Below are 23645 nucleotides of genomic sequence, written 5' to 3' on the forward strand. Positions count from 1 at the left end.
CGTTCGCTCCCGTTCCAGCAATCAGTGAGTCGAGGATTTCGTGGATAGATAAGGGTGTGTGCGGTTAGTACGGAACCAGCAGGTATTCACTGCGAAGGCGACACGCTACTTGTGAGCAAAGACGTCAGGGAAGTTTTGCAGATGGGTTTCTGAAGTTCGGGGCGCTGCATCGTGGAAATTTATAGAAATATGGAATCCTGATCAAGTGTGACCGTATGGATTGGTGAATCTGTGCGTGGTATGAATCTGAGAACAATAGAGAAGAATATGAAGGACCACGTTGAGTTGTCCGGGGAACGCGTCTTCAGACTGAGGCAGTTGTGCATCTGGGTGTCGCTCGTGTTTGCGATGGCCGATGCTCACGCGGTTGGCATCGTGCCCGACGCAGGCACGGTGACCAGTGTCACAACGGCAGCGAACGGTCATCAGACCGTTGCGATTGCGCCTGCAATTGGTGGCGTTTCGAATAACACCTATTCTTCGTTCAATGTCTCGAAGTCTGGCGCGGATCTGAACAACGTCGGTGTGAACGCTGGCACGATCGTCAACCAGGTTACCAGCACGAATCCTTCGCTGATCCAGGGCGCTATTTCGGTGCTCGGGCCTCGAGCGAATGTCATCCTTGCCAACCCGAACGGTATCACTGTCGACGGCGGCTCATTCGTGAACGCCGGGCACGTCGTGCTTTCGACCGGTCAGGTGAGCTTCAGCGATACGACGATTTCACCCGGCCAGATCCAGCGCAACGTGGTGCTCACGACCAGCGGCGGCACGATAACGATCGGCCCGGGTGGGCTGTCTGGCACGCTGGTGAATCTAGACCTCATCGCGAAGCAGCTGGCCGTGAATGGCCCGGTCACCAACAGCTTTACAAGTTCGAACGACGGCGTGCGGGCCATGATCGGCAGTAGCACCAGTACATACGATACGGGTTATTCCCCGTCGGACGACAGCCACGACTGGCTTGCGAGCACAACGCCTGCCAAAACACTGAACTCCGGGATTGCGGTCGACATTACAGCGGCGGGCGGATTGACCGGGGGGCGCGTGGAACTGGTTGTCACCGATCAGGGCGCAGGCGTACGCAGTGCGGGCAGCCTCTATGCGACTGCGGGCGATGTGATCGTGCAGGCCGATGGCGACATCACGACAACGGCGGGTTCCATTACTGCAGCGAACGCTGCATCACTTGTCGCCGGCGGTGCCATGGCAATGAAGGCGACAACGGTGCAGGCCAGTGGCGATGCCACGATAACGTCCGGTGGCGCCATGTCGCTTGCCGACGGGCAGGTGTTAGCGGGCAACGACGTGGGACTGACGGCTGCGGGCGCGCTTGCCGCGCAGGGCATGACAGTGGGCGCTGCGAACAGCACCACGCTCTCGGCCGCGGCCATGGCCATTACCGATGACTCAACCGGATTTTCGAAGATTACGGCAGACAATGCGCTTTCGCTCACGGCGACCGGTGACATCAATATCGTCGGCAGCCAGCTTCAGGCAGGGCTCATCGCCAGCTCAGGCGTGGCAAGTGGTGGAGACCTCACGCTTAACGCCAGCGGCAGCATCACGAACCGTTCCGATGCCACGAACCTCGGCATCCTGTTTGCCGCGAATGGCGCCGCGGTGTTGAACGCGCAGGGCGACATCATCAACGATAACGCCCGGATGCTGGCCAATGGCAACGTTACCCTTGCCGCACAGGGTGACGTGAACAACGTCATCGATCACACGGGCGGCGTTAACGGCGGTGCGCCGCTCGCTTACTCACGCGAAGGCGGAAGGTTTCTCTTCTTTCAGCATACTTCGAGCGGCTTCGATGTGGACTACGGTACGGTGACCGAGCCGGACCAGCTCGCCTATATCGCGTCGACAGCAGGTAACGTCACGATCACCGGTCGGAATATCACCAACTCGGGCGGCATCATCCAGTCGAACGATGGCGATATCACACTCACCGCGCTTCAGGCTTTCAGCAATGCCGCAGTCTTTGCAGGTCAGGCCAGCGAATCGCGAAGCTGCTTCATCCTCTGCCACGGTAGCGCTTCGAGCACAGTGACGCCTTACGGCGGGACGATCCAGTCGGGCGGCGATATCTCCATTACTGCCGGCACCAGCGCTATCAACTCGGGCGGCAACGTCTATGCGCAGGGCAATCTGGACGTCACCGCGCCTGTGACGTACGCCACGGGCGTGACAGGTTATTCAGCGATCAACCAGGAGCATGGCTTCAAGGCATTCTTTGGAAGCACCTGGGCGCAGATCATTGCGACCGATGTCGGCGGCGGCTTTTCGGCTGATGGCCTGGTGAGACTCACGGGCGATGCGGTCATCAATGGCGGCTACATCTCGGGCGGCAAGGGCACGAGTGCAACGGGTGGCATCACGACGCTCAGGGCTCCCTCGCGCACCCCGGTGCAGATTGGTCAGCATCTGGGCCTGGCGAGCTGGGGGTGGTACTGATGACGCGTGATTTCCTGGCCCCCGGCGCCAAGCGGTTTTTCGTTTTGCTACTGAATACGGCAGCAATATTCGCTTTCGTGAATGCCCGCGCCGATGCGCAGACACCGCCGCCTGGCGCTGTGCCCGCAGCGGCCCCCGTTTTGCCCCCTCCGGTTCGTCCGGTTCAGGATCCGGGCCTGCAACTGATCGACCAGCAGCGTGCCGCAGCGCGACAGCAGCAGATCGGGCAGGCGCCTGCGGACGTCAGTGTGGTGACACCTGAGAGCATGAGTGCGCTGGACATCCCGCTGGATACGCCTGTCGACCAGATTGTCGAGACCGGACCGACATTTCGCATTGATCGAATCGCGCTCACGGGACCCAAAGGCTCGCCGGTTGCCAGAACAGCCGTATCTCACGCCACCCTCGAGTCGATCATAGCCGCATTTGCGGGGCGTGAACTGGGCTCGCGACGCGTGAACGTTCTTCTGAGACGTCTCACGAACGCTTACGTGTCGGCGGGTTACGTCACCACGCGGGCACTGCTCGGAGCGCAGAATCTCAGCTCCGGCACGCTTGAGGTCACCATCGCGGTTGGGCGTATTGACGCGTTCACGGTCAACGGCAGGCCGGTTCACCGGCTCGCGACGAACGAGACCTCCGCCGGAGGTGGGTGGCTGACCGACAGCGGATACGAGTCGGCATTTCCGGTCGGCGCGGGCGATCCGCTGCGCCTGTCCGATATCGATCAGGGGGTTGCGCAGATCAACCGCATGCGCCGCAATCAGGCCAGCGTCCAGATTCTGCCGGGGCAGGCCGCGGGCGACTCGGTGATTGCGATCAGCAATCCGGCAGGCGAGCGCGTTTATGGCACGCTTGGCGTTGACAACTACGGCGCCCAGTCGACCGGCGTAACGCGCTACCGCGCTGGTCTGGAGATGGACAACCTGATCGGCCTGCAGGAGGTGATGAGCCTGAACTACATCGACAGCCTTGAGAGCAACGCGCTGGTCGGCTCGTTCGCGCTGCCCTGGGGGCGCAACACCTTCAGCTATACCCTCTCGGATTCTGAATACCAGCAGCTGATCGGCACGACGGCCCTGATGTATGGTCGCACGCTCAGTCATATTTTCGGCTGGAACTATCAGGTCATACGCTCGGTATCCGACCTCGCCGCCGTGGACGCCACGCTGTCGTGGCTTCGCACGGACCGTGAGGTCAATGACATTGATCTCGATCCCCAGCGCCTGGCGGTGCTGCGTGTTGGCGGCAACTGGCTCCACAGGTTTTTGCTTAACGACGCGCAGGGCAACGTGACGCTGGATGCCGGTATTTCGCAGGGGTTGCCGTGGCTGGAAGCCGATCACGACGCAGCGGGGATTTCGCGTGACGATGCGCATGCCCAGTTCACAAAAGTCGACATGACGGCGACCTATACCGTGCCGTTACCGAAGCTGGGTGGCCAGGCGTTTGCCTGGCGTGGTGCGGTGGGCGGGCAGTACGCGAACGTGGCTTTATACGGCACCGCGCAGCTTTACCTGGGCGGGATGGACACGATTCGCGGTTTCAGGTCCGGCGATCTCGCAGGCGACCGGGGACTGTACTCACGCAACGAACTCGCGTGGGTGAACGTGCCGGCGTGGCACGACGCGCGCATCGAGCCCTATCTGTTTTTTGACGCCGGCAAGGCAGGCCTGGTGGCAGTGGGGGGCTTCCCTGCGCTGGCTGGAACGGGCGCCGGCTTGCGTGCGCAATGGCAATGGCACGGGCACCAGCTCTCGGGCGAAGGCCTGGTCGGGCGTCAGATTTGCCGTCCGGCGGAAATCGGGCCACGCGCCACGCTCGTGCTCGGCACGATCAATCTCGCATTCTGATTCCTCACGAAAGATATCCCACAGGAGGTTACCTTTGTCGAAACTCGATACGGCGATTCGTGCCGCATGCATGACCGCTTTCGCATCCGTCGCCGCAGTAATGCTGGTGCCGGTCATAGCTCTGGCTGCAGACTCTCCGACGGCGGCCGGGCCGCTGCCATCAGGGGCTGTCGCGGTCGTCAACGGCGTCAATGTCACGCAGGTACAACTCGACGATGCCGTCAGGCTGGCTGCGGAGCTGGGTCATCAGAGCGATACGCCGCAGTTGCGTCTGGCGCTCAAGCAGCAGCTCATTGCGCGCGAGCTGTTCCGGCAGAATGCTGAAAAGGCTGGCTACGGTACGAAGCCAGAGGTATCGCAAGCCATGGAGGCAGCGAAGGCGAACGCAGAAGCGCAGTTGTACCTGAAGGACAACGTCCACCCGGAGCCGGTCACCGACGCGCAGGTGAAGGCGCGCTACGACGAACTTGTCGCGACGCTTGGCAAGGAGGAATACAAACCGCGCATCATCGTGGTTCCTGATGCGGCAACTGCGACGATCGTGCTCGCACAACTGAAGTCCGGCCAGGCTTTCGAGGCCCTCGCCCGTGAGTACAGCAAAGCCCCCGGCGCAGCGGCGGGTGGTGAGCTGCCGTGGGTGAGCTTCAAGGTTCCCGCTGAAGAAGGCCGCACGCAGGGTTTGCCGATTGCTCTCGCGAAGACGATTGCCATGCTGCCGGTGGGTGGCGTGACGTCGGAGCCTGTGATACTGGGCAGCGACAGCAAGGGGCCGGTCGCGATCGCGAAACTTGACGCAAAGCGGCCGACGCAGGTGCCGGCGTTCGATCAGGCTAAGGATACGATCCGTCGTCAGCTGCAGGCACTTGCACTGGAGAAGGCCGCGGCGCAGTTCACGACGGGGCTGATGAAAGGCGCCACGATCCAGCAGTAAAATTGAGACTTGCGGTGGGCCATGAACGGCAGACGCAAGACAGAATGTGCTCAATGGACATGGCGCCAGCGTTGTGTGGGCGAGGCACGGTGACGGACGACGGGCGAGATGCGCGCGATCGACGCGAAGCGCGGTGGCGCATGCCTGTTGCGGGCGTATGTGGACAAGGACAGGCCGCTGGCGCGGGAATACCATCACGGCCATGTCTGGAAGGCACCGGCGGAGACAGATGAAGCACGGCGCTCACTGGTTCCGGGCATGTGCAATTCCTCATGGTATCCACGCTAAAAGCCGCTGGAAGTGTCAGCGTTACGAGACAACCGGCAGACTTTCGTTCTGAACCAATGTTCCGGTTTCGAGATTGATCAGGATTCCAGATTATTGGCAGCCGCAGAGCGTTGCTGTAGAAGTCCACGCATGATCGCGTAGACGGCTGGCAGCGGATCGTCGTCACGCTGCCAGTCGACTTCCGCATCAATATCGGCGCCCGCAAACCGGCTGTCGGCAAGCCGGGCGAAGCCATCACGCACCGCCTCCGGATGCCGCGCCTGAAAACCGGGATCGGCGAAGGCCTGTTCCTCGATCACGAGCAGCACACGCCATGTCGGAGCTTGAGCAGGGTAGCCCGGCATGGCTCGTGGGCGGAATATCGTGCGTTGCGCGAGCATGTTGACGAGGCGCTGCAGGTCCAGCGCGGCACGCAGGATGGCCCCGTTGGAACGATCAGTATCGGCCGCAAGTTCGTCGTCATGGGTTCGCGCGTCGGCGTCAGGGAAAGTGAACATGGCTGATCAGGACGGAAGTTAACGGACCGCCTTGTGCATTGAAGCCGGATGCTGCGCAAGGACCTCGCGTATCCGGGCGAGGTACTGCTCGGCAACCGGGTTGTCGGCGACGATCTGGGGTGCACGGCGGGGAGCAGGAGGACGCACGCCAAGATAGCGGCATACGGCCGAAAGGTAAGGCTTGGACCCGATACCGCCATGCTGTTCGCGCTGCGCGATCAGCCGGCGGGCAGCGTCACACAGGCGGGCGTCACCAACATGCCTGCGCAGCCAGGCGAGGGTTTGCCGATCGTTGTCGTTGAGGATTCGAACCAGGTGCTCCATGATTGCTCCTGCCTGTATATCCATACATGTAAATATATACAGTCTTCTCAGTAGAAGCAAGGGTGGAGCTCGGCCCGTGCAGCACGGGATTCGTTGTGCCGCTTCTCGTTCAGTGGCACGCGTTTTCCGGCAGGGCGTGGAACTAGAGCGACGAGGGGGAGACGTTGCACACGCCGCCCTCGAATGGCGGGACGACAGGCGTCGCTCGCGTCAACAATTGCGCAGCCGGACCGTCCGATACGCGGGCCCGGCACCAACGGGGTGGCGCTTAGAAGCCGCGGCCAGTCTCTGGCGCTGCCGGCCAACTTCCGGTGTCGACCCACAACAGACAGTCGATCCACGTGAAAGCGGACGCTCACACGAGCGTTGCCATCACAACGAATCTGGACTTCGCCGAATGGTCCAGTGTATTCGGCGACGCGAAGATGACGACGGCGTTGCTGGACCGGCTGACGCACCACTGCCACATCGTGGAGACCGGCAACGAAAGCTATCGATTCCGGCACAGCAGCGCCAGTGCAAAGAAACGCATCCGCACACGTGAAGCGGCGCGCAGAGGCGACAGCGCGAGCGCTGCCGAGTCAGCCTGACGTCGTTTGCCAGCGCAACGCATCCTCATGCGCAGGAGGACGACGACCCCGGAAACCCATACACATATCCACAACCGGTCCGGCTATAGACCGGTCTCCACCCCGGCTCAAAATCCAATCGGCCCGGTGGCTCAAAATTCCGTCGGCGCGGACACTCCCCAGAGATCACAGTGAACCGAAACTTGAGGTTCCTTCTTTGACAGCGATCAATGCCGATCCTCAATTCGAGGCGCGGGAAATTGCTTCAGAGGACTTCGACGCCATTGTTTGAGCCTGCCCCGATAGCGCGGCATATACGCTCTCAGCCGCTCGAAAGCCGGCCCGGGTGGCCCGTGCCGCAAATGACGGGCTTCCTCCGTGGGCGCAGTGTCTCACATATTGGGGAAACTCCCGAGCAAGGCGATCGCCCGTCGCAGCTTTGGTAACGTTAGAATGTATGCTCTAAATTGATCGGCTGCCTTGGCTAGCAATGTCTGCGCTCGCAAGCCGGGTGATCAGTGCGTGCGGCGTGCCCGTTGCTTATCCCGGCAGGCTTTCATAACTAGCACGACTGAGCAACGCACTAATTTGCTGACTCTGCTGCCACCGCAACTGCTTTTCGTCCACCGCGGATCGTATGGGCACCGGAACTCGCGCGGCTGAACCTGTCTATTCCTGTTTGAGCCCAGCTGGAGCAATTCACGGCGGTCAGAGCGGGGGGGCGTAGCACGTCACCTGGGAAATCTGTTTGCTCGTTTTTTACACGCATCTGGATAAATAAGCGGAGCACTTGCGGCTCGACAGTGAGAAAGGCGCGCGGGCGCATCTCTCCGTGTTACGGAATTCCTCAAGGAGGAAACAGTATGCTGAGCCCCCACGAAATTGCCACGTTGATGCTGGTGAAGGACGCCCCTGATCGCGTGGAGGCGGCGCGCATCGAGCTCGGCGCGCTTCACGATCTCCAGTTGATCGAGATTGGCTCGCCTGCCGGTTTGCCCTTTGCGTGCGTAACACCGCGCGGCGATGCGCTGTTGAGGGCGATCGCACGGGTGCGTTGACCACGGCTATTCGCGGCGGACTCCTACGCACGCGGATCATGTTTGTGTATCGGGCTGCCTCTTGCGATGGGCAGGTCTCCTCTGCTGCTCGATCTGGACGATCATGGATGGTGGCGATACCGTGGTTGCCTGAACTGAAATCCAGCACGCCACGTCCGCACATGTCCTGGCCGGCCACCGAGCGCACGTCGAGCCCGCGCGAAGACGCTTGAGTGAACGGTTGCTGTGTGACGGCCCAACGTGGAGGTCCAGGCCGGTATTGACGCCTGAAATAAAACTGCAGCGCGCCGGCCTCGGAGCTTCAATGATCTGCTCGTGCGACCGCACATGTGACGTCGCTTCGGCGTCACCCCACTTCAGGAAGATGTGGTGTTGCTGGTTACCACTGCGCAAGAAGTGTGCAGGGCGCTCGACTATGACCGGTCCGACCCACTGTCCGCGAAATGCCGAAGTCCGCTGGGTAACGGCCCCCATTGTTGGCTCGTGAGAAAGCGCGGAATCAAATACGCATCAGAGCAAACGGGCGAAAGACGTAAGAAAAAAACCACCCCATCTGCCCGATGTGCGGCGGTGAGTTCACACGCCGGCGCCCGGGCGCCGATGATTGCGAGAGTGTCGGGACTGCAATCAGCCGACAAAGTACCAACTTCAAATACTTTCGCCTACCTTTGCAAACGTTCCCCCACTGCAGTCGGCGAGAGCCAGCTCGAAATAAGTAGCCGGTGGCACGTCCTTCGCGTCGTCAGTGCACCAACTGATTGAGCAAAGGAATGTGATTGAAGAACACCTTCTGAAACCTAAAAGAGGCTGCGTGAGTGGAGCGATGCGTACCACTCATGACTCACGAGGGTTCTGCTAGCCGTGCCTCCACGGATACGTGTCCGTAGCGCGAATTTGCACGAAATAAGGCGGTCTACGCGGCGTTGGCGAATCTCGTCCCGCGTCGCCTGGTTCTCTCACACGCACCAACGGGTGCCGGGTGATTTGATATGCACGAATTTCCTGCGATCCAGGCCCGGCGTATGCTTACCCCCATATATCGCGCGACGGTCGAAACGGAAGTTGCCGACTCCGGCCACGCAAGCTCGGAGGCAAGGATGCAATGTTGAGCGGCTACCATCAAGCGGGCGGTCGCGCTTTCCGCTTCGTTCTGGCGCATCCGCTCCGATTCCTGTTACTCACCTGCAGGGGTTTCCGGCGTAACCAGGGGTTTCTACTTGCGGGCGCAATCGCGTACTACGCGCTGTTGTCGGTCGTGCCGCTTTTGATACTGGCCGTGATTGCGCTCAGCCATATCGTTCGCGAGCAGTTGCTGCTCGATACTCTCGCGCATCTGCTCAGATGGCTGATCCCCGGGCAATCCGAAGCCATCGTATCCGAGCTGGCGAATTTTCTCCTGCATCGCAATGTCGTTGGATGGTTTCTGGTTGCCACGATGATTTTCTTCAGCTCGCTCGCGTTCACTGGACTGGAGAACGCGTTGTCGATCATCTTCGTGCACCGGGTCGCGATCCGACGCAGACACTTTCTCCTGTCGGCGATCGTGCCGTATCTTTTTAGCCTGTCTCTCGGTATTGGCGTGCTAATGGTGACTTTAGTTTCGAGCAGCCTGCACGCCGTGGCGCAGGACAGCATCGTCCTGTTCGGTCATTCATTTCCTTTAACGGATGCGACTCGCGTTGTTCTTTATTTATGTGGTTTTTCAGGCGAGGTTTTGGTCCTGGCAGCCATATACCTGGTCATACCGTCGACGCGAACTACGTTACGCCATGCATTCGTGGGGGCGCTCGTCGCCGGCGGATTGTGGGAGATCACGCGGCGCATATTGGTCTGGTATTTCGCGACGCTTTCTCAGGTGAGCGTGGTCTACGGATCACTTGCGACTGCCATCGTCGTGCTGTTTAGCCTCGAAGCGCTGGCGACGCTTATGTTGTTTGGCGCCCAACTGATCGCGGAGTATGAGCGCCTTGAGCGGCCTGACGAAGGCATCGAAGAGCAGGCGCTTGATACCAGCTAGGTAGCGTGTGAACTGGATTCACGCTCGCATTCATCTGACCTCTGCTCGCAGAATTATCGCGACGATTTAGCCTTTTCCATTTGCTTCTCGGGTGTACTATTTGCCTCTCACTGGCCTGGAAAAACAACAGATGACGTGGAGGCAGCAATGCTTATCAGCTTTCCGGCAGATCCCCTACCGCAGGTAAATCGAAGAGTCCTTAGCTTCTATGTGCTCGTCGATAGCGTCGATATAGTATGCGAAATTTCTTTTGAGGCACTCGAAGACCATTTTGGCGTGAACACGCGTTCCGGGCAATCGGTTGTCGACGCTTTCCATGCGCACCGTGAAGAGTTCGCGAGCCTCGTAGGGCATACCGTTTCGCACCGCCTTCATGGGCGTCGTTGTCAGATTTTCTCCCGTGATATTGTCTATGCGCGCGCCGAACGACACGCGTAGGTTGGGGCGTCAAGATGGGACCCGCCCTCAAGCGGGTGCAGCGACGGGTCCGATTTTCAGAGAACTATAAATCGACCGGATTGTTGCTTCCCGTCAGGCCGGTATCCTGGCGAGCCAGCGGATCGGCTGACCAGTATGGGCGGCGGCCGTAATAGTCGTGCAACTGGGTGCCCCAGGCGGCGTCGGCCATCGAGGGCCAATGGTCCTTGTCGAAGCCGGGGTCATCCTTGATACGCTGGGCAGTGATGTCCACACGGAAGCATTTTTCGGCTGTGTCGAGGGTCAAGGCGCTCCACGGGATGGCGTGTAACGTGTTACCCATGCCGAGAAAGCCGCCTTCAGAAAGGACCGCGTAGGCAATCCGGCCACCGCGGACATCGAGCATGATGTTGGAGATTTTGCCAACGTGTTCTCCGTCCGACGTAACGACCTTGTTTCCATCGAGGGTCGACGCATCCATGACTTCAGGACCCGGGCCTTCGCCGACGCCGCCACCTATGATTCGCGCGCCAGTGCGTTCTGATTGGGGATCTAGGGCAGTCATTTCCATACTCCAGATTTGATGTTGAGACACTGCCCAAGCGCATTTTGTATGCCTTTATAGGCAATCGGTTAGAAGGTCCATTTCAACGGATGCCATCTTTGCGCAGCAAGAGCCTGGAACCGCGGAGCGATGCAGTTTCCCCTTCCTGACGATTCGCCGCGCTGCGTCAGTCTTGGTGCAGAAACCTGATCGACCACGGTCAGCAACTCAGCAAGCGCTACAGGCTTACGCAGAAAACGTGACCAGTATCGATGCGGCTCATTCGGCTCGGGCGCCGCTGACATCAGCGCAACTGGCAATTCTGCAAGTAGCGGATGGGCTCGCAATATCCTGCAAAACTCCACGCCATCGATGCCGGGCATTTCGCAGTCGGTGATCACGCACTGAATGGCCATCTGGCGGATCACCGACAAGGCGGAGGCCGCACTCGACGCCATGGTCACAGTGTGGCCGCGATGCACCAGTTCCAGCGCAAGAGGCAGGATACTGTCTGGGTCGTCGTCAACAAGGAGAATACATGTCATGTGCCTCACCGATTCGCGACAGGCGACCGCTCATGCCAGGCTGGCAGCATGTTGCTTCGCGGCAACCACGAGAGCACCAGAATGACTGCAGTGCTGACAGGCCACGCGGGCCCGCTGACTGGTACGCAACGGCCATGCCGCTTCCCGGTACAAAGCCGACTTGTCCTCGGCAGCGTGGTCTAGCATTAACGGAAGAGATGCCACTCCCCGTGGCTGGCCGTCCGCCCGAACCTTCCGACGAACCTGATCCGTTGCCACATTCATGACGACACGTCGCGTCCTGCCTCCTGGTGCTGTTCCCATAGCCAGCAACCTTGCGTCGAGTCAGCTTGCCGACGGCGACGGCGGTGCGCATGCAGTCATCGAGCACTACCGGCGAATCCTCAACAATGCTGTCGACACTGCGATCGTGACGTTCGATGCGAGTGGCGTTGTGACAGGATGGAGCGAAGGGGCCCAGCGCATGCTCGGCTGGACAGAGGAGGAAATGCTCGGGCGTTCCCTGGCCTGTATTTTTCCGGCGGACGTTGGCGGTCATCTGGTCCTTCAGCGGGAGGTCGAGGAAGCAGTGCGCCAGGGCACCGGTAGATCCGAGGGCTGGCGAGTGCGGAAAAATGGCGATCGATTCTGGGCCATCGGCGAAGTGAGGGCACTATGGAACGGCCAGCCTCAGGCTGGTTTCGTCAAGGTACTCCGCGACAGGACGCAGGTCCGCGAGACGGAGATGGCATTGCGGGAGCGTACGAGAGCCCTGGAGACACTGAATCGCGCGGGTACCGCATTGGGACAGGAAAATGAACTGGGAAAGGTAGTCCAGATAGTGACGGATGCGGGCGTCGAGCTTACCGGCGCGGAGGTTGGGGCTTTTTTCTACAACGTCGAGAATGCCGACGGTGAAAGCAACATGCTCTTCACGATATCGGGCGTGCCGCGGGACGCGTTTTCACGTTTTCCGATGCCACGTAATACAGCCGTGTTCGAGGCTACGTTCTCGGGTTCGGGCATCGTTCGCTCGGACGATATTACCTGCGATCATCGGTATGGACACAATGCGCCCTACGCAGGAATGCCCGCAGGCCATCTTCCAGTGCGCAGCTATCTGGCGGTGCCGGTCGTCTCACGATCGGGAAAGGTGCTGGGAGGACTGTTCTTCGGGCATTCGCAGCCGGCTATGTTCCGCGAGGATTCTGAGCGCAACTTGACCGGACTCGCGGGCGAAGCCGCCGTCGCGATCGACAATGTCCGGCTGTTCGAAGCAACACAGGTCGAAATCGAGGAGCGTCGGCGTGCCGAAGCGGCACTCCAGGAGTTGAATTGCCGCCTGGAGGAACAGGTCAGAGTCAGATCGGAGGAACTTGTCAGGAATGCTGAAGCATTGCGACAAGCCCAGAAGATGGAGGCGTTAGGCCAGCTGACCGGCGGCATCGCTCATGACTTCAACAATCTCCTGCAGGTCATCGTCACCAACCTGGAAATACTTTCACGAGGCCTGCCAGATGGTAGGCTTCGACGCGCTGTGGACTATGCCATGTCAGGGGCACGACGCGCCGGCTCGCTTACCCAGCGGCTACTGGCGTTTGCGCGTCGACAGCCTTTAGATCCCAAACCGTTAGACCTGGCGCTGGTCGTGCGGGAGGCGTCAGACCTGCTCCGGCGCGTGCTGGGCGAGACCGTAACGCTCGAGACGCGGGTTTCCCCCGATGTCTGGACTATCGAGGCTGACCCGAATGAGCTGGAAAACGCACTGCTGAATCTCGCGGTCAATGCTCGCGACGCGATGCCAACGGGCGGCGTACTGAAGATTGAGACATTCAATTGCAACGTCGATGTTCTCTCGGGTTCGCCGAAGCATCCAGGACTGCGGCCGGGGCAATATGTGGTGATCTGCGTCATCGACAACGGCGTCGGGATGGATCAGAGAACCGTCGGCAGGGCGGTCGAGCCGTTCTTTACGACCAAGCCCGCTGGCAAGGGAACTGGGCTGGGACTCAGTCAGGTCTATGGCTTTGTGAAGCAGTCCCATGGCTATCTCAAGCTGGAATCAGCGCTGGGGAAAGGGACAACGGTTTTTATGTATCTGCCTCGTTACGAAGCCGGCACGCAGCCTGTTGATGACGGCGCGATCGAAGAGTTGCCGTGGGGGCGAGGAGAAACCATACTGGTTGTCGAGGACGATGGCGAAGTGCGGGCCAGCGTGATCGCGGCACTTCACGACGTGGGATATCGCCTCCTCGAGGCCTCGAATGGAGAAGCGGCGATATCGATACTTGAGCGGGAAAGCGTTGATCTCGTCATGGCCGACATGATCCTCCCGGGCGGAATAACAGGCAGGGAGGTCATCGAGGCGGGGTGCGATATCCAGGCGCGGGTCAAAGGGATTTTGATTACGGGTTACGCGGTTCCCTCCATGCCTCCTGCCGGTCTACGTGAAACGGTCACGGTCGTGGTAAAGCCATTCACGCTGCTTGATCTGACGACCGCCGTACGCAGCACGCTCGATGGCCGGCAGAAATCCGGGGACGGGGACGAAGGCAACGCGGGAGCTTGACGCTCGCATGTCCGATGCGTTCACGGTTCGGGATCTTCGTCGTCGCCGTGGTTTTCGGGCGCCGTTTCCTCGTCGGATCGGTCGAGTTCCATAAGATGAATCATGCTCTCAGCGTCAACCACAACCTCTTCGCCGGCACCGATTGTGGTTTCATTGCCGGCGTGGCGGTCGGCAATTACGCGTATTGAATTGTCGCCGTCGTTGTATATGCTCACTCGCATAATGATCTTCTCCCTTGAGCAGAGATCGTCGGGTGGCGCATCGCCGCTCTGGCCGATGTCGCGAACGATGCGACGGCGCTTCAGCCGTTGAGCCCGATATATATGTTGGGCAACAAGAATTATATAAGCTGCGCTGTCTTGCGATTGTGCTGCTCGCGCAGATTTAGCCACGATCCAATTCGTAGCTTCTGTATGTGGATATGGCGGTTCTGGTACTGCCGCCAGTGAGTTTTACCGGGACCTCGCAAAGGACGTACGCGCAAGACGAGCCTTGACGCCTGGTCGTCGGCGGAGGCAATCATCATGAGATATGAGTACAACGGATGGATTATTGACGCGACACCGGACGTCTGCGTCGGAAAATTCTTCGCCCATGCACGGCTGACGAGCATCTCGTGCGATGCGGGGGAAGAGCCTGAGATGCACATCGAGCGCGATATCGCGTGGTTCGATACTGAAGAGCAGGCTGTGCGATGTGCTCGACAATGGGCTATTGCGTGGATCGACGCGCGGCAAAGTCACGGCGAATGCCTACAAACAACGATGCCCGTAACAAGGCACACGCGGAGCGTCCGCCACCGCGGGTAACGTCGGTTCGCTGGTCGTCTCGGAGTGCCGCCGTGCATGCGGCGCCGTTGTTTCGGCGCGTCTTCCCCGATAAACGAGCCCGATATGCTACGCACAGTTCTAGCTGCCGCTCCGGCCATGTTGCATTGGGCAGAATAGAAAGACCAGTCGAGCGGCGATGGCCGAGATACTCAGCCCCTGCCGGTGCAATTCCAGAATCGTCATAACCTCTCCCAGTTCGATCACCGACACCCCCTCGCCGGATCCGTAGCGGGATATGGTCGGTGATCGGGAGGGCGACGCCGCTTACGCGGCGCCGCCAGACAAAAACTGTGGAAAATTAGTTCGACGAAAATGAGGAGTATCTATCCGACGCTGACACATGGTCGCCTTCGATGAGCGTGGCGTGACGTTCCGCTGGAAGGACTACCGCGCGAAGGGATGCACCCGCTACAAGACCATGACGCTGGAGGCCAGCGAATTCATGCGCCGTTTCCTGCTACATGTGCTGCCAGGTGGATCCCACCAGATCCGTCACTACGGACCGCTTGCGAACCCGATGCGCTGCGCCAGGCTCGCGAGGATACGCGATCTGCTGCACGTCGTACCCGAAATCCGCCTGCCAACGGACAACGCCATCATCGAAGTCCGGCCCGTCTTCACGTGCAGGCACGGCGGCGCGCCGATGATCGTCATCGATATCCTTGCGCGCAGCGCCCCGATCCGCGCACCGCCGATGCGCCGGGATCAGACATGAACTACACGGACCCTCGATATCCGAACCGACGGTCGGCTTTGCGGCAACGCAGCCCACGAGAGCACGTTTGCGTGGGTCGCTTCGCAAAAAGCGCTTCGCCCACCCACTTCAGCATCGTGAATGCACGACTGCACCGCTTCGCTTGCGCGTTAGCGACCGTCCGGCACCCCGCCAGAGCGTGCCGCATCCTGCGCCACAGAGCATAGCGGCCTATCAATCGCCATAGTCACGAAGCCTCCAACTGCTCTGGGGCACCCCGCGGTTTCCTCCATCGGGTTTATTCGCCGCCTGCCGACACGCGCGGATGCATGCACATTCCTGCGGCCGATGGCAGACAGCGAATAAACCTTAACGATTCACGTCCCACTGTTGAGCGCGACGATCGTCGAGGGCCCTCGTGTCACGCATTCCTGCCTATGCCGTGGCCGCACCAACCATCGACATCCCAGAACCACGGCCGCGACCTGCCCTGCGAAGCCAGGTTATGCGCGGATAGGCGAATGTATGGCGGCACGCCGCGTAGCCAACGAGTTGTCGCGGAACAGGCGCCTGAAGTCCCGGCGTTACTGCGTCGGCTTGCCGGGCGGCGTCATCGAAAGCCCCTCGAGTGCTTTCCTCGCGCATGTGAATCCAGCGTTCGGATAATGCTGAAAAACGCGGTCAAGTTCATTGAGCAATTCACGAATATTCGGAGCAGCCTTCCCGTCATCTCCGATCAGAACTGCTGCCCGCGCAAATGGGAGCGGCCCCGCCTTTACCAATGCACGAAGCGCGGCGGCGCCGCTTTCCGTGAACAGCCGCTCGCCATAGACCCGTATGACGGCGCGGACGATCTCGCCAGAAGCGGGAAGGAGTTGCGGCATGACCTTGAGCAGTCGGATATGTGATGAACCACTGGCGTCGAGAAATTGCCCGATGTTTTCGATGTCTTCATTCAGTCGCTGGACCGGGAGATCGATCGCGTAAAGAAAAAGCCGCACGCGTTCGTAGAGTGCAGCTTCCTGATGTGGTATGTCGACGGCCGGGCTCATTTCGTGTCTCCTCGGAACTTTCCTTGATTGGGCGACGGGCGAGGCAGCGCAAATTTCCTGAAACCGGACGCGTGATCTTCTTGTTGGGCGAAATAGTATGCATGACTAATCGTATGTAAACGCTTCGCCGGAAATCCGGGCGGGAGTTGCGACGCGATGCGAGCCAGAAGAGTAACGCATGGCCGCGCTCCTACGTCAGACTTTTTTCTGTCCGAAACCGGTTGTTTTGGGACAGCGCGACGCTGTCGGCGCCTCAGGCCAACGAAGGCTCGCCGGGTCATTGCGAAGCCGTGACAAAGGTCCGTCTCCTGTTCTGTGCGGCTGCCCACGCAGCGCCAGATCAGCCGCTGCCACCTAGCGAGTCGCACGATTCAGCAATGATTCGCAGACGCATTCAGAGACCGTTGCAATTCTCCTTGAGCCGCGATATCACACAGGCCTACCGGTTGAACGTGAACAGCTCACCCGCGTGGCGTCCAGCAGCGACCGGAAAAAACAATTCCTGAGAGACACCGATGAAAGACACCCGGGCCCTTTGCCTGTCCTGCGCACGCCTCTTTTTCGATCCGTGTTTCGACGTTACACATCTTGTTGACGACGGGATCAGCGAGAGCCGGCCGGAAACCCGACGATTCGCATGCCCCCTCTGCGCCGCTCGTTGGGAGGTTCACTGGCCAGACCTGCTGGCAGGCGATATGACCTGGCGGCTGGTCGGACTACCATAGACAGGCCCCGGCCCCTGCCTGTCGTCTTCCGAGGGGAAGTGCTGATGTGCGGAATACGCGTTATACGTACGCTCAACCGGGGCATCCCTTCTGGTATGTTTTGCTTTCACTCTTTTGCGCTGCGCGCCCGTGACATTTTTTCGCAAAGGTCTAACGAATTGCAGCCGGTATCGTCTGGCTCGCAGGATCACTTCATGATCGTTAGCTTTCCGAACGAAATCGGGCCGCGCGTGGTGAACAGAACGCTGTGATTTCGCGTCGTGGTCGATGGTCGCGATGTCACGCGTGAGATCTCGTTCGAGGCGCTCGAAGATAATTTCGGTGTCAATCCGCGGCGTCGACAGTCGGTGATTGAAACATTTACCGCGCATCGCACAGAGATAGAGCGGGTCGTGACGCGCAGCATACCCCATCGTCTCAGTGGCGCCCGTTGCCAGCTCTTCTCGCGGGATCTCGTCGGCGCTAGTACGCGTCGTACGTGAGACGTGCTGAACAGGACAGCAGTGGAGACCGCTTCGGAGGATCCTGCACCACGGCTGATGCGGCTATCAAAAATTCGGTCGAATATATTTATCTTCAAACCCAATCATGTTACATCGATTAACATGGGAGTCCTGATTGTCACGCTGAAAATGACCGGCTTGAATACGTTATTTATCTGGCTGCTCATTGTGATTCCAGTTAGCTAATATTTCGCCAAATGTTTTTGGAGTTTTGGCGAAAGTCGGTCATTTACGCCCCCGCGGATGCGATATCAGGCGATTGGGGTGGCGGTCTGCTCCGCCTTTCTGCTGAGTCTGCAACCGCGGCGCATCCAGCCGAAATGAATATCCCGCCTGAAGGGCCGATGGACCGCCGCGTATCCGCTGCCGACGACGGTCACCCCATTTTTATCCATCTACGGGAGTTTCGTCATGTTGATGCAAGAATCCGCAACTGCCTTCGGAAAAGCCTGTCTGGATGATTTTTTTGGACTCACCCAGAAAATGGCTGATAGTGTGGAGCAGCTTTCTGAATTGAACCTGAGAGCCGCCCGAACCGCAGTGGCCGATTCGCTCGAGAGCGCGCAAAAGGCCGTGTCGAGTAGGGAAGTGCAGGAATGGAGTGCTCTTCAGGACAGTCTTGCACCACTGGCGATGGGAAAGATGAGCGCTTACGGGAGCGAAGTGATCGAAATTGCGCTGGCCGCGCGGCTCGAATGGGTGCGGTTCGCGATCGCAAGGAGCGTAGCGTACGGTCGTGGCCTGCAAGGGCTGGTGAAAAGCCCGGCATGGCCGATGCCGGCCGGCGCAGAAGCCGCCGCGGCCGCATTGGACACCGCGATCACCGCCGCGAATTCACTCGTCCAGAAGGTCCAGCAGACCGACGAACAGGTGGTCGAAGTCATGCGCGGAAATTTTCCCCTGGCAGCTGATGCAGCGGCACGGCGGCCGGCGCGGGCAGGCACCCCGGGCACACGCGCCCGGTAACGGCAGCTTCGAGGTTTTCCCGTCGCCTGTTTGAGTCGCGAAATCATTCAATCCGCATAACCGGCTGACCCGCGTTCGTCCTGGCATTGAGGCGCCACGTTGGCAGGGGGCTGTCTGCTTATGCGTAATCGGGCGCCAGCTTTACACATTGCAATTTTTTTTCAATATGGTGTGTCATGCTGAGTCCTCACGAACTGTCCACCCTGATGTTGGTGAACGAAGCGCCGCAGCAGCTGGAGTCCGGCCGCCTGGATCTCGATGCGTTGCGCGAGCGCCGCCTCGTCGTCGTCGAGATGATGGAAGGCGGTCAGACGGCGCCGCGACTGACGCCGCAGGGTGATGAGATACTGAGCGCAATCGAGAAAATCCGGATCCGTCGGGATCGCACCCATGCCGCCCGGCATTGACGAAGAATTCGGGCACCATCCAGATTGGGTGCAAGAGTGGAGAAGAACGTGGAGCAGTCCTGGATAGGTCTTGCAGGCGGGATCGTGGTGCTCGCTCTTGCTGCTGCCGGCGTCATCGCGCACTACCGCCGCGAGCGCCGGCGAGCGGATCTGTTACGCAATCTCGACCATCATGAGTGGTGGTAGCAGTAAGTCGAGCCACGTGACGCCAGGTGCTTCCCGATGACCGACGGGCCACTCATCTTCACGCATCTCAATTCCCGGCTCCACCGGATGTCAATCCCGTGGATGGTGGGCAGGGAGCCTCCACGGGAGATCAAGCCAAACCGGCGAAGCTTTCGTCGATGGTACCCCCGGCAATATATTGACGGGTGGTCCGGGATTCGGCGTGCGCGACCGCATCGGCGAGTGTGCCTAGCACGATTTCCGACGCGTGCCGCGCGTAAGCCACCGCCTTCGTCGTCCCCGCAAGCGCATAGCCAGCCTGTAGTCGCCAGATGCCTGCCGGAGACCGTTCGTCGAGCATCGCGAGAGCGACTGCGTGTTGCTCGCTGATCAACGTATGCGCGGATCTTGCGGTGAGATCGAACAGTCGTTCGGCTGCATCGATCCACAAATATGCCCACTCGTGGGCAGTGTCCAACGGTACATCCTTTCGGTCCACGGATGCTTCGCGAACTTCAGTGCTTCGGTCTGCGCTCATCATTCGCTCCTCGAAATCGTGCCAATCGCACGCGCAAAGTAAGGGTGAGGCGCGCAAGGGGCATGCCGTGGTTTGCGAACGCATCTCACATTCCATGCGCACGGTCTGTGAGTTGAGCGGGCGGCCAGCGCGAGGCGGATGGCAGGCGTGGACGGTCTAAATAGTTAGTGTTACGTATTAACATGCAATCTCGGTGAGCGCGCGACTAGACGAATCGGTGGTGTTCTATCTGAACAGCGGAAGACAGTGCGAGACCTGTCGAAAAGTTTCCGTTTTGCGCGGCGATGAGCAAAGGACTGACATTCCGCATGGGCCAGACCCATGTGAACCGGTGGACAGGCCGTCTCCTGTGACGTAATCAGGACGGACACGACCCGTCTTTCGGGATTACGGACACAGTCTCGCGTGGGGCGGGACCGGGCGATGTGCAAGACGTTCCGAAACAAGGAAGACCGGCTGCTTCAAGGTCGTGATCAGGCACTGAATGGCTGGGTCGAGTGATGGCTGACAACTGGACGATGGAGGCGAAAATGGCATCCGGACAGGAAAGTCACAGTGCAGGCGGCAAGTCGGAGCGCAGTGTAGACAGCGCGGTAGAGGCCACGTTTCCGGCGAGCGATCCGCCTGCGATTGGCGGTGCGACGCGGATCGAGGGCGAGTCACCAGAGCCGGACGATCGCGAGGGGCGTATCCGGCGGCGCGCGTACGAGTTGTGGGAAGAAGCGGGGGCGCTAGACGATCAGACCGACGCGTTCTGGTATCAGGCCGAGGCTGAAATCTCCGGCTCCGAAATGGACGGCGACGACAAATCCGACGAGCAGTAACCCTGGCATTACAGTGAAATCAGATAACGCCAAAAAGGGCCTGCGCTATGAATCATGTTTCTAGACAGCCGCCGAGGGACGAAGACGAGTGGCGCGTGTGGCACCCTCGCACCGCAGAATACCGACGAGCAGAGCTACGGCATCACCCCCGTCAACATCGACGATTTTCTGGAAGGGACGCCGGTACCGAAAGCGGTGAAGGAAACGATCTGGCGTTTCTACACGGCAACGCGGCACAGGCGCGCATTGCCGGTCAGCTTTCTGCAAGCTGAGTGATTCGGCGGTTCGGTATTAGCCCATGCCCGGGCCCGCAGATTGCGCATTGGCGGCAACCCCACATCGTCGCAAGGAGACAATCATGCCCCGTGAAATATCCCACCACGCCGGTGCGGCAAAGTCTCGTTCCGCGAGGGCCGCTGACGCTCCCGATGCGATCAGTCTTTTAAAGCGCGACCACCAGGTGGTGAAAGGGTTTTTTGAATCGTTCAAGCAGGCCGCAGATGACGACCTCGACGCAAGGGCGACGTTCGTTCGACGTGCCTGCGAAGAACTCACGATTCACGCGATGATCGAAGAGGAGTTGCTGTATCCGGCCGCCAAAGAGGCGCTTGACGAAGACGACCGCCCCGACGTCGAAGAGGCCTATGTTGAACATTTTCTGGTCAAGGTGCTGATCGAGAAGTTTGTCACGCTGAAAGCGGGTGAACCTGGATTTGACGCGACCTTCAAGGTGTTGAGCGAGATGGTCTCGCACCATATCGAGGAAGAAGAATCCGAGCTTTTCCCAAAGCTCAAAAAATCCGGCGTGGATCTGGTTGAACTCGGGAAAAAACTCCAGGTTCGCAAGGATGCGTTGAATTCAAAGGTGCCGAAGGACACGGGTGACAACACAATGCGTGTGCATTGAATCGAAGGCGCGCGTTGCCTTTCGGTGATCGGTTACGGGCGATTTGGATGCTCGGCCGTCCTCGTGTGCTCGTGGCAGGCCGCTATGGCTACTGGCGCCCTTAACCCGAGCGCGCTTCCACGTCAGTGAGGAATATATGGCTACAGGGATTGTGAAGCGGTTCAATGACGCCAAAGGCTACGGTTTTATTACGCCAGACGATGGAATTGAGGACCTGTTCGCGCACTTCTCGCAGATCCAGTCGAACGGATTCCGGTCGCTTCAGGAAAACCCGAAGGTGACGTATGACGTGAAGTCGAGCCCAAAAGGGAAACAGGCGGCCAATATCAGTACGACAGATTGACCGGCTTCCCGCTTTCGAAGGTCTTCACGCACTCGCTGGTTTTTTTCCAGCCCGGAACTGCCGGATCCTGCGCAAGGGGTGTGGACAACCTTGAACTGGAAATGCATCCGGCGCCGCGTCGGTTGTAATCGGCGTGGCGTCGTTGCTTACGCTATTCACCCTCTATTTTTCTTGTTGGACCGGAAGCGATGCCACATGTATTGATCGTCGATGACGACGCAGATACCCGCGAAGCGCTCGCCGCCGTGGTGGGCGAAGACGGGCTCACCACCGCCCAGGCCGGCGACCTGCGCGAAGCGCGCATCCAGCTGATCCGGCAGATGCCGGACGTCGTGTTCACCGATCTGAAGCTGCCCGACGGCAGCGGCACCGATCTGTTCCAGGACCTCGATCCGCGCTCGGGCGTGGAACTCGTGGTCATCACCGGTCACGCGACCGTGGAGACGGCCGTCGACGCGCTCAAGAGCGGCGCGATCGACTATCTCGTGAAGCCGATCAATCTCCAGCGCGTGAAGGCGATTCTCAACCGCCTGCCGCGCGCGGGCGACCTCAAGGCCGAAATCGGCACGCTGCGCGGCGAACTGCGCCGCATGGGCCGCTTCGGCCTCATGCTCGGCAATTCGCCGGTCATGCAGGACGTCTACGACCAGATCAGCCGCGTCGCGCCCACGCCCGCGTCGGTGATGCTGGTCGGCGAATCGGGCACCGGCAAGGAAGTGGCCGCGCAGACCATCCATCAGCTGAGCCTGCGCCGCAAGCACGAATTCCTCGCCGTGAACTGCGGCGCGATTTCGCCGAATCTGATCGAATCGGAAATGTTCGGCCACGAGCGCGGCTCGTTCACGGGCGCGGACCGTCAGCACAAGGGCTATTTCGAACGCGCGAACGGCGGCACGCTGTTCCTCGACGAAATCACCGAAATGCCGATCGAGCTGCAGGTGAAGCTGCTGCGCGTGCTCGAAACCGGTCTGTTCATGCGAGTGGGCACGACCAAGGAAATCGAGACCGACGTGCGCCTGATCGCGGCGACCAATCGCGATCCCGAGCAGGCCGTGGCCGAGGGCAAGCTGCGTCTGGACCTGTATCACCGCCTGAACGTGTTTCCGATCAACCTGCCGCCGCTGCGCGAGCGCGGCGAGGATGTCGAGCTGCTGGCGCAGGCCTTCCTCGACGAGCTCAACGAGCGCAACGGCGCGAAGAAGCAGTTTCCGCCTGCGGTGCGCGAGATGCTTGCGGATTATCCGTGGCCTGGAAACGTGCGCGAACTGAGGAACTACGTCCAGCGCGCACACATCATGTCCGGCAACGAATGCGATCTGACAGCGACAGTGCCTGTGCAAATCTCATTGGCGGGACGCGACATCGACCACAAGGTAACAATTCCGTTCGGTACTACGCTTGCAGACGCCGATCGTAAGCTGATTGAGGCAACGATGGCGGAGCACGGGGGAGTAAAGGCTCGGGCCGCCGAGGTACTCGGCATTAGCGTGAAGGCACTCAACACACGGCTAATGGAGTATGGCGTGATCCTGGCCTGAAACGTCCGATCTTGCGTCCTTTTCAGCGAGAGGTCACGCCGGGATCGGCTCTGGGGTCTGGAATACAGTCGTAACCGTGCGAGCGCCAGTGATACGTTGTTG

22 protein-coding genes and 4 pseudogenes are annotated in these 23645 nt (G+C 59.9%); 19 read left to right on the top strand and 7 right to left on the bottom strand.

The features are described 5' to 3' along the window. The first annotated feature begins 348 nt into the window (after nt 1–348). From LDO54_RS13225 to LDO54_RS13235, 3 genes are all read left to right on the top strand, one after another. Nucleotides 349–2460 carry a two-partner secretion domain-containing protein gene (locus LDO54_RS13225; RefSeq protein WP_224011008.1) on the top strand — a complete coding sequence of 704 codons (2112 nt, stop codon included), beginning with the start codon at nt 349–351 and terminating at the stop codon, nt 2458–2460. After that, entirely contained in the window at nt 2460–4313 is a 1854-nt protein-coding gene (locus LDO54_RS13230; RefSeq protein ID WP_224010940.1) for a ShlB/FhaC/HecB family hemolysin secretion/activation protein, read from the top strand. Before LDO54_RS13225 ends, LDO54_RS13230 begins: the two co-directional genes overlap by 1 nt. Nucleotides 4314–4383: 70 nt before the next feature. Continuing rightward, on the top strand, nt 4384–5244 hold the full coding sequence (locus LDO54_RS13235; RefSeq protein WP_436975567.1) for a peptidyl-prolyl cis-trans isomerase: 861 nt from the start codon (nt 4384–4386) through the stop codon (nt 5242–5244). A 365-nt stretch (nt 5245–5609) separates the two neighbouring features. On the opposite strand, the gene LDO54_RS13240 is transcribed toward LDO54_RS13235, so the two are convergent. Next, nucleotides 5610–6029, bottom strand: coding sequence for a DUF2471 family protein (locus LDO54_RS13240; RefSeq protein ID WP_224010944.1), 420 nt, complete (start codon nt 6027–6029; stop codon nt 5610–5612). Nucleotides 6030–6047: 18 nt separating this feature from the next. Further along, a complete protein-coding gene (locus LDO54_RS13245) occupies nt 6048–6353 on the bottom strand; it encodes a hypothetical protein (protein WP_082991998.1) in 306 nt (101 codons plus the stop codon). Nucleotides 6354–6712: 359 nt separating this feature from the next. Between LDO54_RS13245 and LDO54_RS13250 the strand changes: the two are divergent. The 4 genes and pseudogenes from LDO54_RS13250 to LDO54_RS39015 form a co-directional block, all read left to right on the top strand. Further along, nucleotides 6713–6943, top strand: a pseudogene (locus LDO54_RS13250) (ATP-binding protein); the annotation flags it as partial. Between the two features lie 842 nt (nt 6944–7785). Continuing rightward, nucleotides 7786–7980 (top strand): hypothetical protein, encoded by a 195-nt coding sequence (locus tag LDO54_RS13255; RefSeq protein ID WP_224010946.1) that lies wholly within the window; start codon nt 7786–7788, stop codon nt 7978–7980. A 1102-nt stretch (nt 7981–9082) separates the two neighbouring features. Next, the gene (locus LDO54_RS13260) at nt 9083–9997 is read left to right on the top strand and encodes a YihY/virulence factor BrkB family protein (RefSeq protein ID WP_224010948.1); all 915 of its coding nucleotides are present in this window, start codon (nt 9083–9085) and stop codon (nt 9995–9997) included. Between the two features lie 147 nt (nt 9998–10144). Beyond that, nucleotides 10145–10435, top strand: a complete 291-nt coding sequence (locus tag LDO54_RS39015; RefSeq protein ID WP_224010950.1) for a DUF1488 family protein — start codon at nt 10145–10147, stop codon at nt 10433–10435. A gap of 64 nt (nt 10436–10499) precedes the next feature. Here the strand turns inward: LDO54_RS39015 and LDO54_RS13270 are convergent, their stop codons facing one another. Together LDO54_RS13270 and LDO54_RS13275 are read right to left on the bottom strand one after the other, a co-directional pair. Further along, nucleotides 10500–10979, bottom strand: a complete 480-nt coding sequence (locus tag LDO54_RS13270; RefSeq protein WP_224010951.1) for a PRC-barrel domain-containing protein — start codon at nt 10977–10979, stop codon at nt 10500–10502. Nucleotides 10980–11047: 68 nt separating this feature from the next. Further along, on the bottom strand, nt 11048–11503 hold the full coding sequence (locus LDO54_RS13275; RefSeq protein WP_224010953.1) for a response regulator: 456 nt from the start codon (nt 11501–11503) through the stop codon (nt 11048–11050). Between the two features lie 262 nt (nt 11504–11765). Here LDO54_RS13275 and LDO54_RS13280 point away from each other — a divergent pair, with 262 nt between their 5' ends. Beyond that, complete coding sequence (locus LDO54_RS13280; RefSeq protein WP_224010954.1) at nt 11766–14051, top strand: ATP-binding protein; 2286 nt, start codon at nt 11766–11768, stop codon at nt 14049–14051. Between the two features lie 20 nt (nt 14052–14071). Here the strand turns inward: LDO54_RS13280 and LDO54_RS13285 are convergent, their stop codons facing one another. Further along, complete coding sequence (locus LDO54_RS13285) at nt 14072–14443, bottom strand: hypothetical protein (RefSeq protein WP_224010955.1); 372 nt, start codon at nt 14441–14443, stop codon at nt 14072–14074. Nucleotides 14444–15221: 778 nt separating this feature from the next. Here LDO54_RS13285 and LDO54_RS13290 point away from each other — a divergent pair. Next, nucleotides 15222–15596: pseudogene (locus tag LDO54_RS13290) on the top strand (transposase); the annotation flags it as partial. 563 nt (nt 15597–16159) lie between these two features. Here the strand turns inward: LDO54_RS13290 and LDO54_RS13295 are convergent. After that, on the bottom strand, nt 16160–16627 hold the full coding sequence (locus LDO54_RS13295) for a hypothetical protein (RefSeq protein WP_224010957.1): 468 nt from the start codon (nt 16625–16627) through the stop codon (nt 16160–16162). 985 nt (nt 16628–17612) lie between these two features. On the opposite strand from LDO54_RS13295, the gene LDO54_RS39020 reads away from it, so the two are divergent. The 4 genes from LDO54_RS39020 to LDO54_RS13315 all read left to right on the top strand — a co-directional run bounded on the left by LDO54_RS39020 (nt 17613) and on the right by LDO54_RS13315 (nt 19414). Continuing rightward, the gene (locus LDO54_RS39020; RefSeq protein WP_224010958.1) at nt 17613–17834 is read left to right on the top strand and encodes a DUF1488 family protein; all 222 of its coding nucleotides are present in this window, start codon (nt 17613–17615) and stop codon (nt 17832–17834) included. A gap of 432 nt (nt 17835–18266) precedes the next feature. After that, nucleotides 18267–18821, top strand: coding sequence for a phasin family protein (locus tag LDO54_RS13305; RefSeq protein ID WP_224010960.1), 555 nt, complete (start codon nt 18267–18269; stop codon nt 18819–18821). A 176-nt stretch (nt 18822–18997) separates the two neighbouring features. Next, complete coding sequence (locus LDO54_RS13310; protein WP_224010962.1) at nt 18998–19228, top strand: hypothetical protein; 231 nt, start codon at nt 18998–19000, stop codon at nt 19226–19228. A 48-nt stretch (nt 19229–19276) separates the two neighbouring features. Beyond that, nucleotides 19277–19414, top strand: a complete 138-nt coding sequence (locus LDO54_RS13315; protein WP_224010963.1) for a hypothetical protein — start codon at nt 19277–19279, stop codon at nt 19412–19414. A gap of 130 nt (nt 19415–19544) precedes the next feature. On the opposite strand, the gene LDO54_RS13320 is transcribed toward LDO54_RS13315, so the two are convergent. Next, nucleotides 19545–19871 (bottom strand): phasin family protein, encoded by a 327-nt coding sequence (locus LDO54_RS13320; protein WP_224010965.1) that lies wholly within the window; start codon nt 19869–19871, stop codon nt 19545–19547. A gap of 317 nt (nt 19872–20188) precedes the next feature. Between LDO54_RS13320 and LDO54_RS13325 the strand changes: the two are divergent. From LDO54_RS13325 to LDO54_RS13350, 6 genes and pseudogenes are all read left to right on the top strand, one after another. Next, nucleotides 20189–20415: pseudogene (locus LDO54_RS13325) on the top strand (glutathione-dependent formaldehyde dehydrogenase); the annotation flags it as partial. Nucleotides 20416–20431: 16 nt separating this feature from the next. Then, nucleotides 20432–20755, top strand: a complete 324-nt coding sequence (locus LDO54_RS13330; protein WP_253074392.1) for a DUF2934 domain-containing protein — start codon at nt 20432–20434, stop codon at nt 20753–20755. Nucleotides 20756–20857: 102 nt separating this feature from the next. After that, nucleotides 20858–21031: pseudogene (locus LDO54_RS13335) on the top strand (ammonia-dependent NAD(+) synthetase); the annotation flags it as partial. Nucleotides 21032–21113: 82 nt separating this feature from the next. Beyond that, on the top strand, nt 21114–21662 hold the full coding sequence (locus LDO54_RS13340; RefSeq protein ID WP_224010967.1) for a hemerythrin domain-containing protein: 549 nt from the start codon (nt 21114–21116) through the stop codon (nt 21660–21662). Between the two features lie 136 nt (nt 21663–21798). After that, nucleotides 21799–22005, top strand: a complete 207-nt coding sequence (locus tag LDO54_RS13345) for a cold-shock protein (protein ID WP_224010969.1) — start codon at nt 21799–21801, stop codon at nt 22003–22005. Between the two features lie 188 nt (nt 22006–22193). Continuing rightward, nucleotides 22194–23543 (top strand): sigma-54-dependent transcriptional regulator, encoded by a 1350-nt coding sequence (locus LDO54_RS13350; protein WP_224010971.1) that lies wholly within the window; start codon nt 22194–22196, stop codon nt 23541–23543. Nucleotides 23544–23645 lie beyond the last annotated feature (102 nt).

Source organism: Paraburkholderia tropica, from assembly GCF_914484835.1.
GTDB classification, from domain to species: domain Bacteria; phylum Pseudomonadota; class Gammaproteobacteria; order Burkholderiales; family Burkholderiaceae; genus Paraburkholderia; species Paraburkholderia tropica_A.

Excerpts from the sequence above, each read along its gene's own strand:
- LDO54_RS13225 (WP_224011008.1), top strand. The coding sequence starts at position 349 with ATGGCCGATGCTCACGCGGTTGGCATCGTGCCCGACGCAGGCACGGTG.
- LDO54_RS13230 (WP_224010940.1), top strand. The coding sequence starts at position 2,460 with ATGACGCGTGATTTCCTGGCCCCCGGCGCCAAGCGGTTTTTCGTTTTG.
- LDO54_RS13235 (WP_436975567.1), top strand. The coding sequence starts at position 4,384 with ATGACCGCTTTCGCATCCGTCGCCGCAGTAATGCTGGTGCCGGTCATA.
- LDO54_RS13240 (WP_224010944.1), bottom strand. The coding sequence starts at position 6,029 with ATGTTCACTTTCCCTGACGCCGACGCGCGAACCCATGACGACGAACTT.
- LDO54_RS13245 (WP_082991998.1), bottom strand. The coding sequence starts at position 6,353 with ATGGAGCACCTGGTTCGAATCCTCAACGACAACGATCGGCAAACCCTC.
- LDO54_RS13255 (WP_224010946.1), top strand. The coding sequence starts at position 7,786 with ATGCTGAGCCCCCACGAAATTGCCACGTTGATGCTGGTGAAGGACGCC.
- LDO54_RS13260 (WP_224010948.1), top strand. The coding sequence starts at position 9,083 with ATGTTGAGCGGCTACCATCAAGCGGGCGGTCGCGCTTTCCGCTTCGTT.
- LDO54_RS39015 (WP_224010950.1), top strand. The coding sequence starts at position 10,145 with ATGCTTATCAGCTTTCCGGCAGATCCCCTACCGCAGGTAAATCGAAGA.
- LDO54_RS13270 (WP_224010951.1), bottom strand. The coding sequence starts at position 10,979 with ATGACTGCCCTAGATCCCCAATCAGAACGCACTGGCGCGCGAATCATA.
- LDO54_RS13275 (WP_224010953.1), bottom strand. The coding sequence starts at position 11,503 with ATGACATGTATTCTCCTTGTTGACGACGACCCAGACAGTATCCTGCCT.
- LDO54_RS13280 (WP_224010954.1), top strand. The coding sequence starts at position 11,766 with ATGACGACACGTCGCGTCCTGCCTCCTGGTGCTGTTCCCATAGCCAGC.
- LDO54_RS13295 (WP_224010957.1), bottom strand. The coding sequence starts at position 16,627 with ATGAGCCCGGCCGTCGACATACCACATCAGGAAGCTGCACTCTACGAA.
- LDO54_RS13305 (WP_224010960.1), top strand. The coding sequence starts at position 18,267 with ATGTTGATGCAAGAATCCGCAACTGCCTTCGGAAAAGCCTGTCTGGAT.
- LDO54_RS13310 (WP_224010962.1), top strand. The coding sequence starts at position 18,998 with ATGCTGAGTCCTCACGAACTGTCCACCCTGATGTTGGTGAACGAAGCG.
- LDO54_RS13330 (WP_253074392.1), top strand. The coding sequence starts at position 20,432 with ATGGCTGACAACTGGACGATGGAGGCGAAAATGGCATCCGGACAGGAA.
- LDO54_RS13340 (WP_224010967.1), top strand. The coding sequence starts at position 21,114 with ATGCCCCGTGAAATATCCCACCACGCCGGTGCGGCAAAGTCTCGTTCC.
- LDO54_RS13345 (WP_224010969.1), top strand. The coding sequence starts at position 21,799 with ATGGCTACAGGGATTGTGAAGCGGTTCAATGACGCCAAAGGCTACGGT.
- LDO54_RS13350 (WP_224010971.1), top strand. The coding sequence starts at position 22,194 with ATGCCACATGTATTGATCGTCGATGACGACGCAGATACCCGCGAAGCG.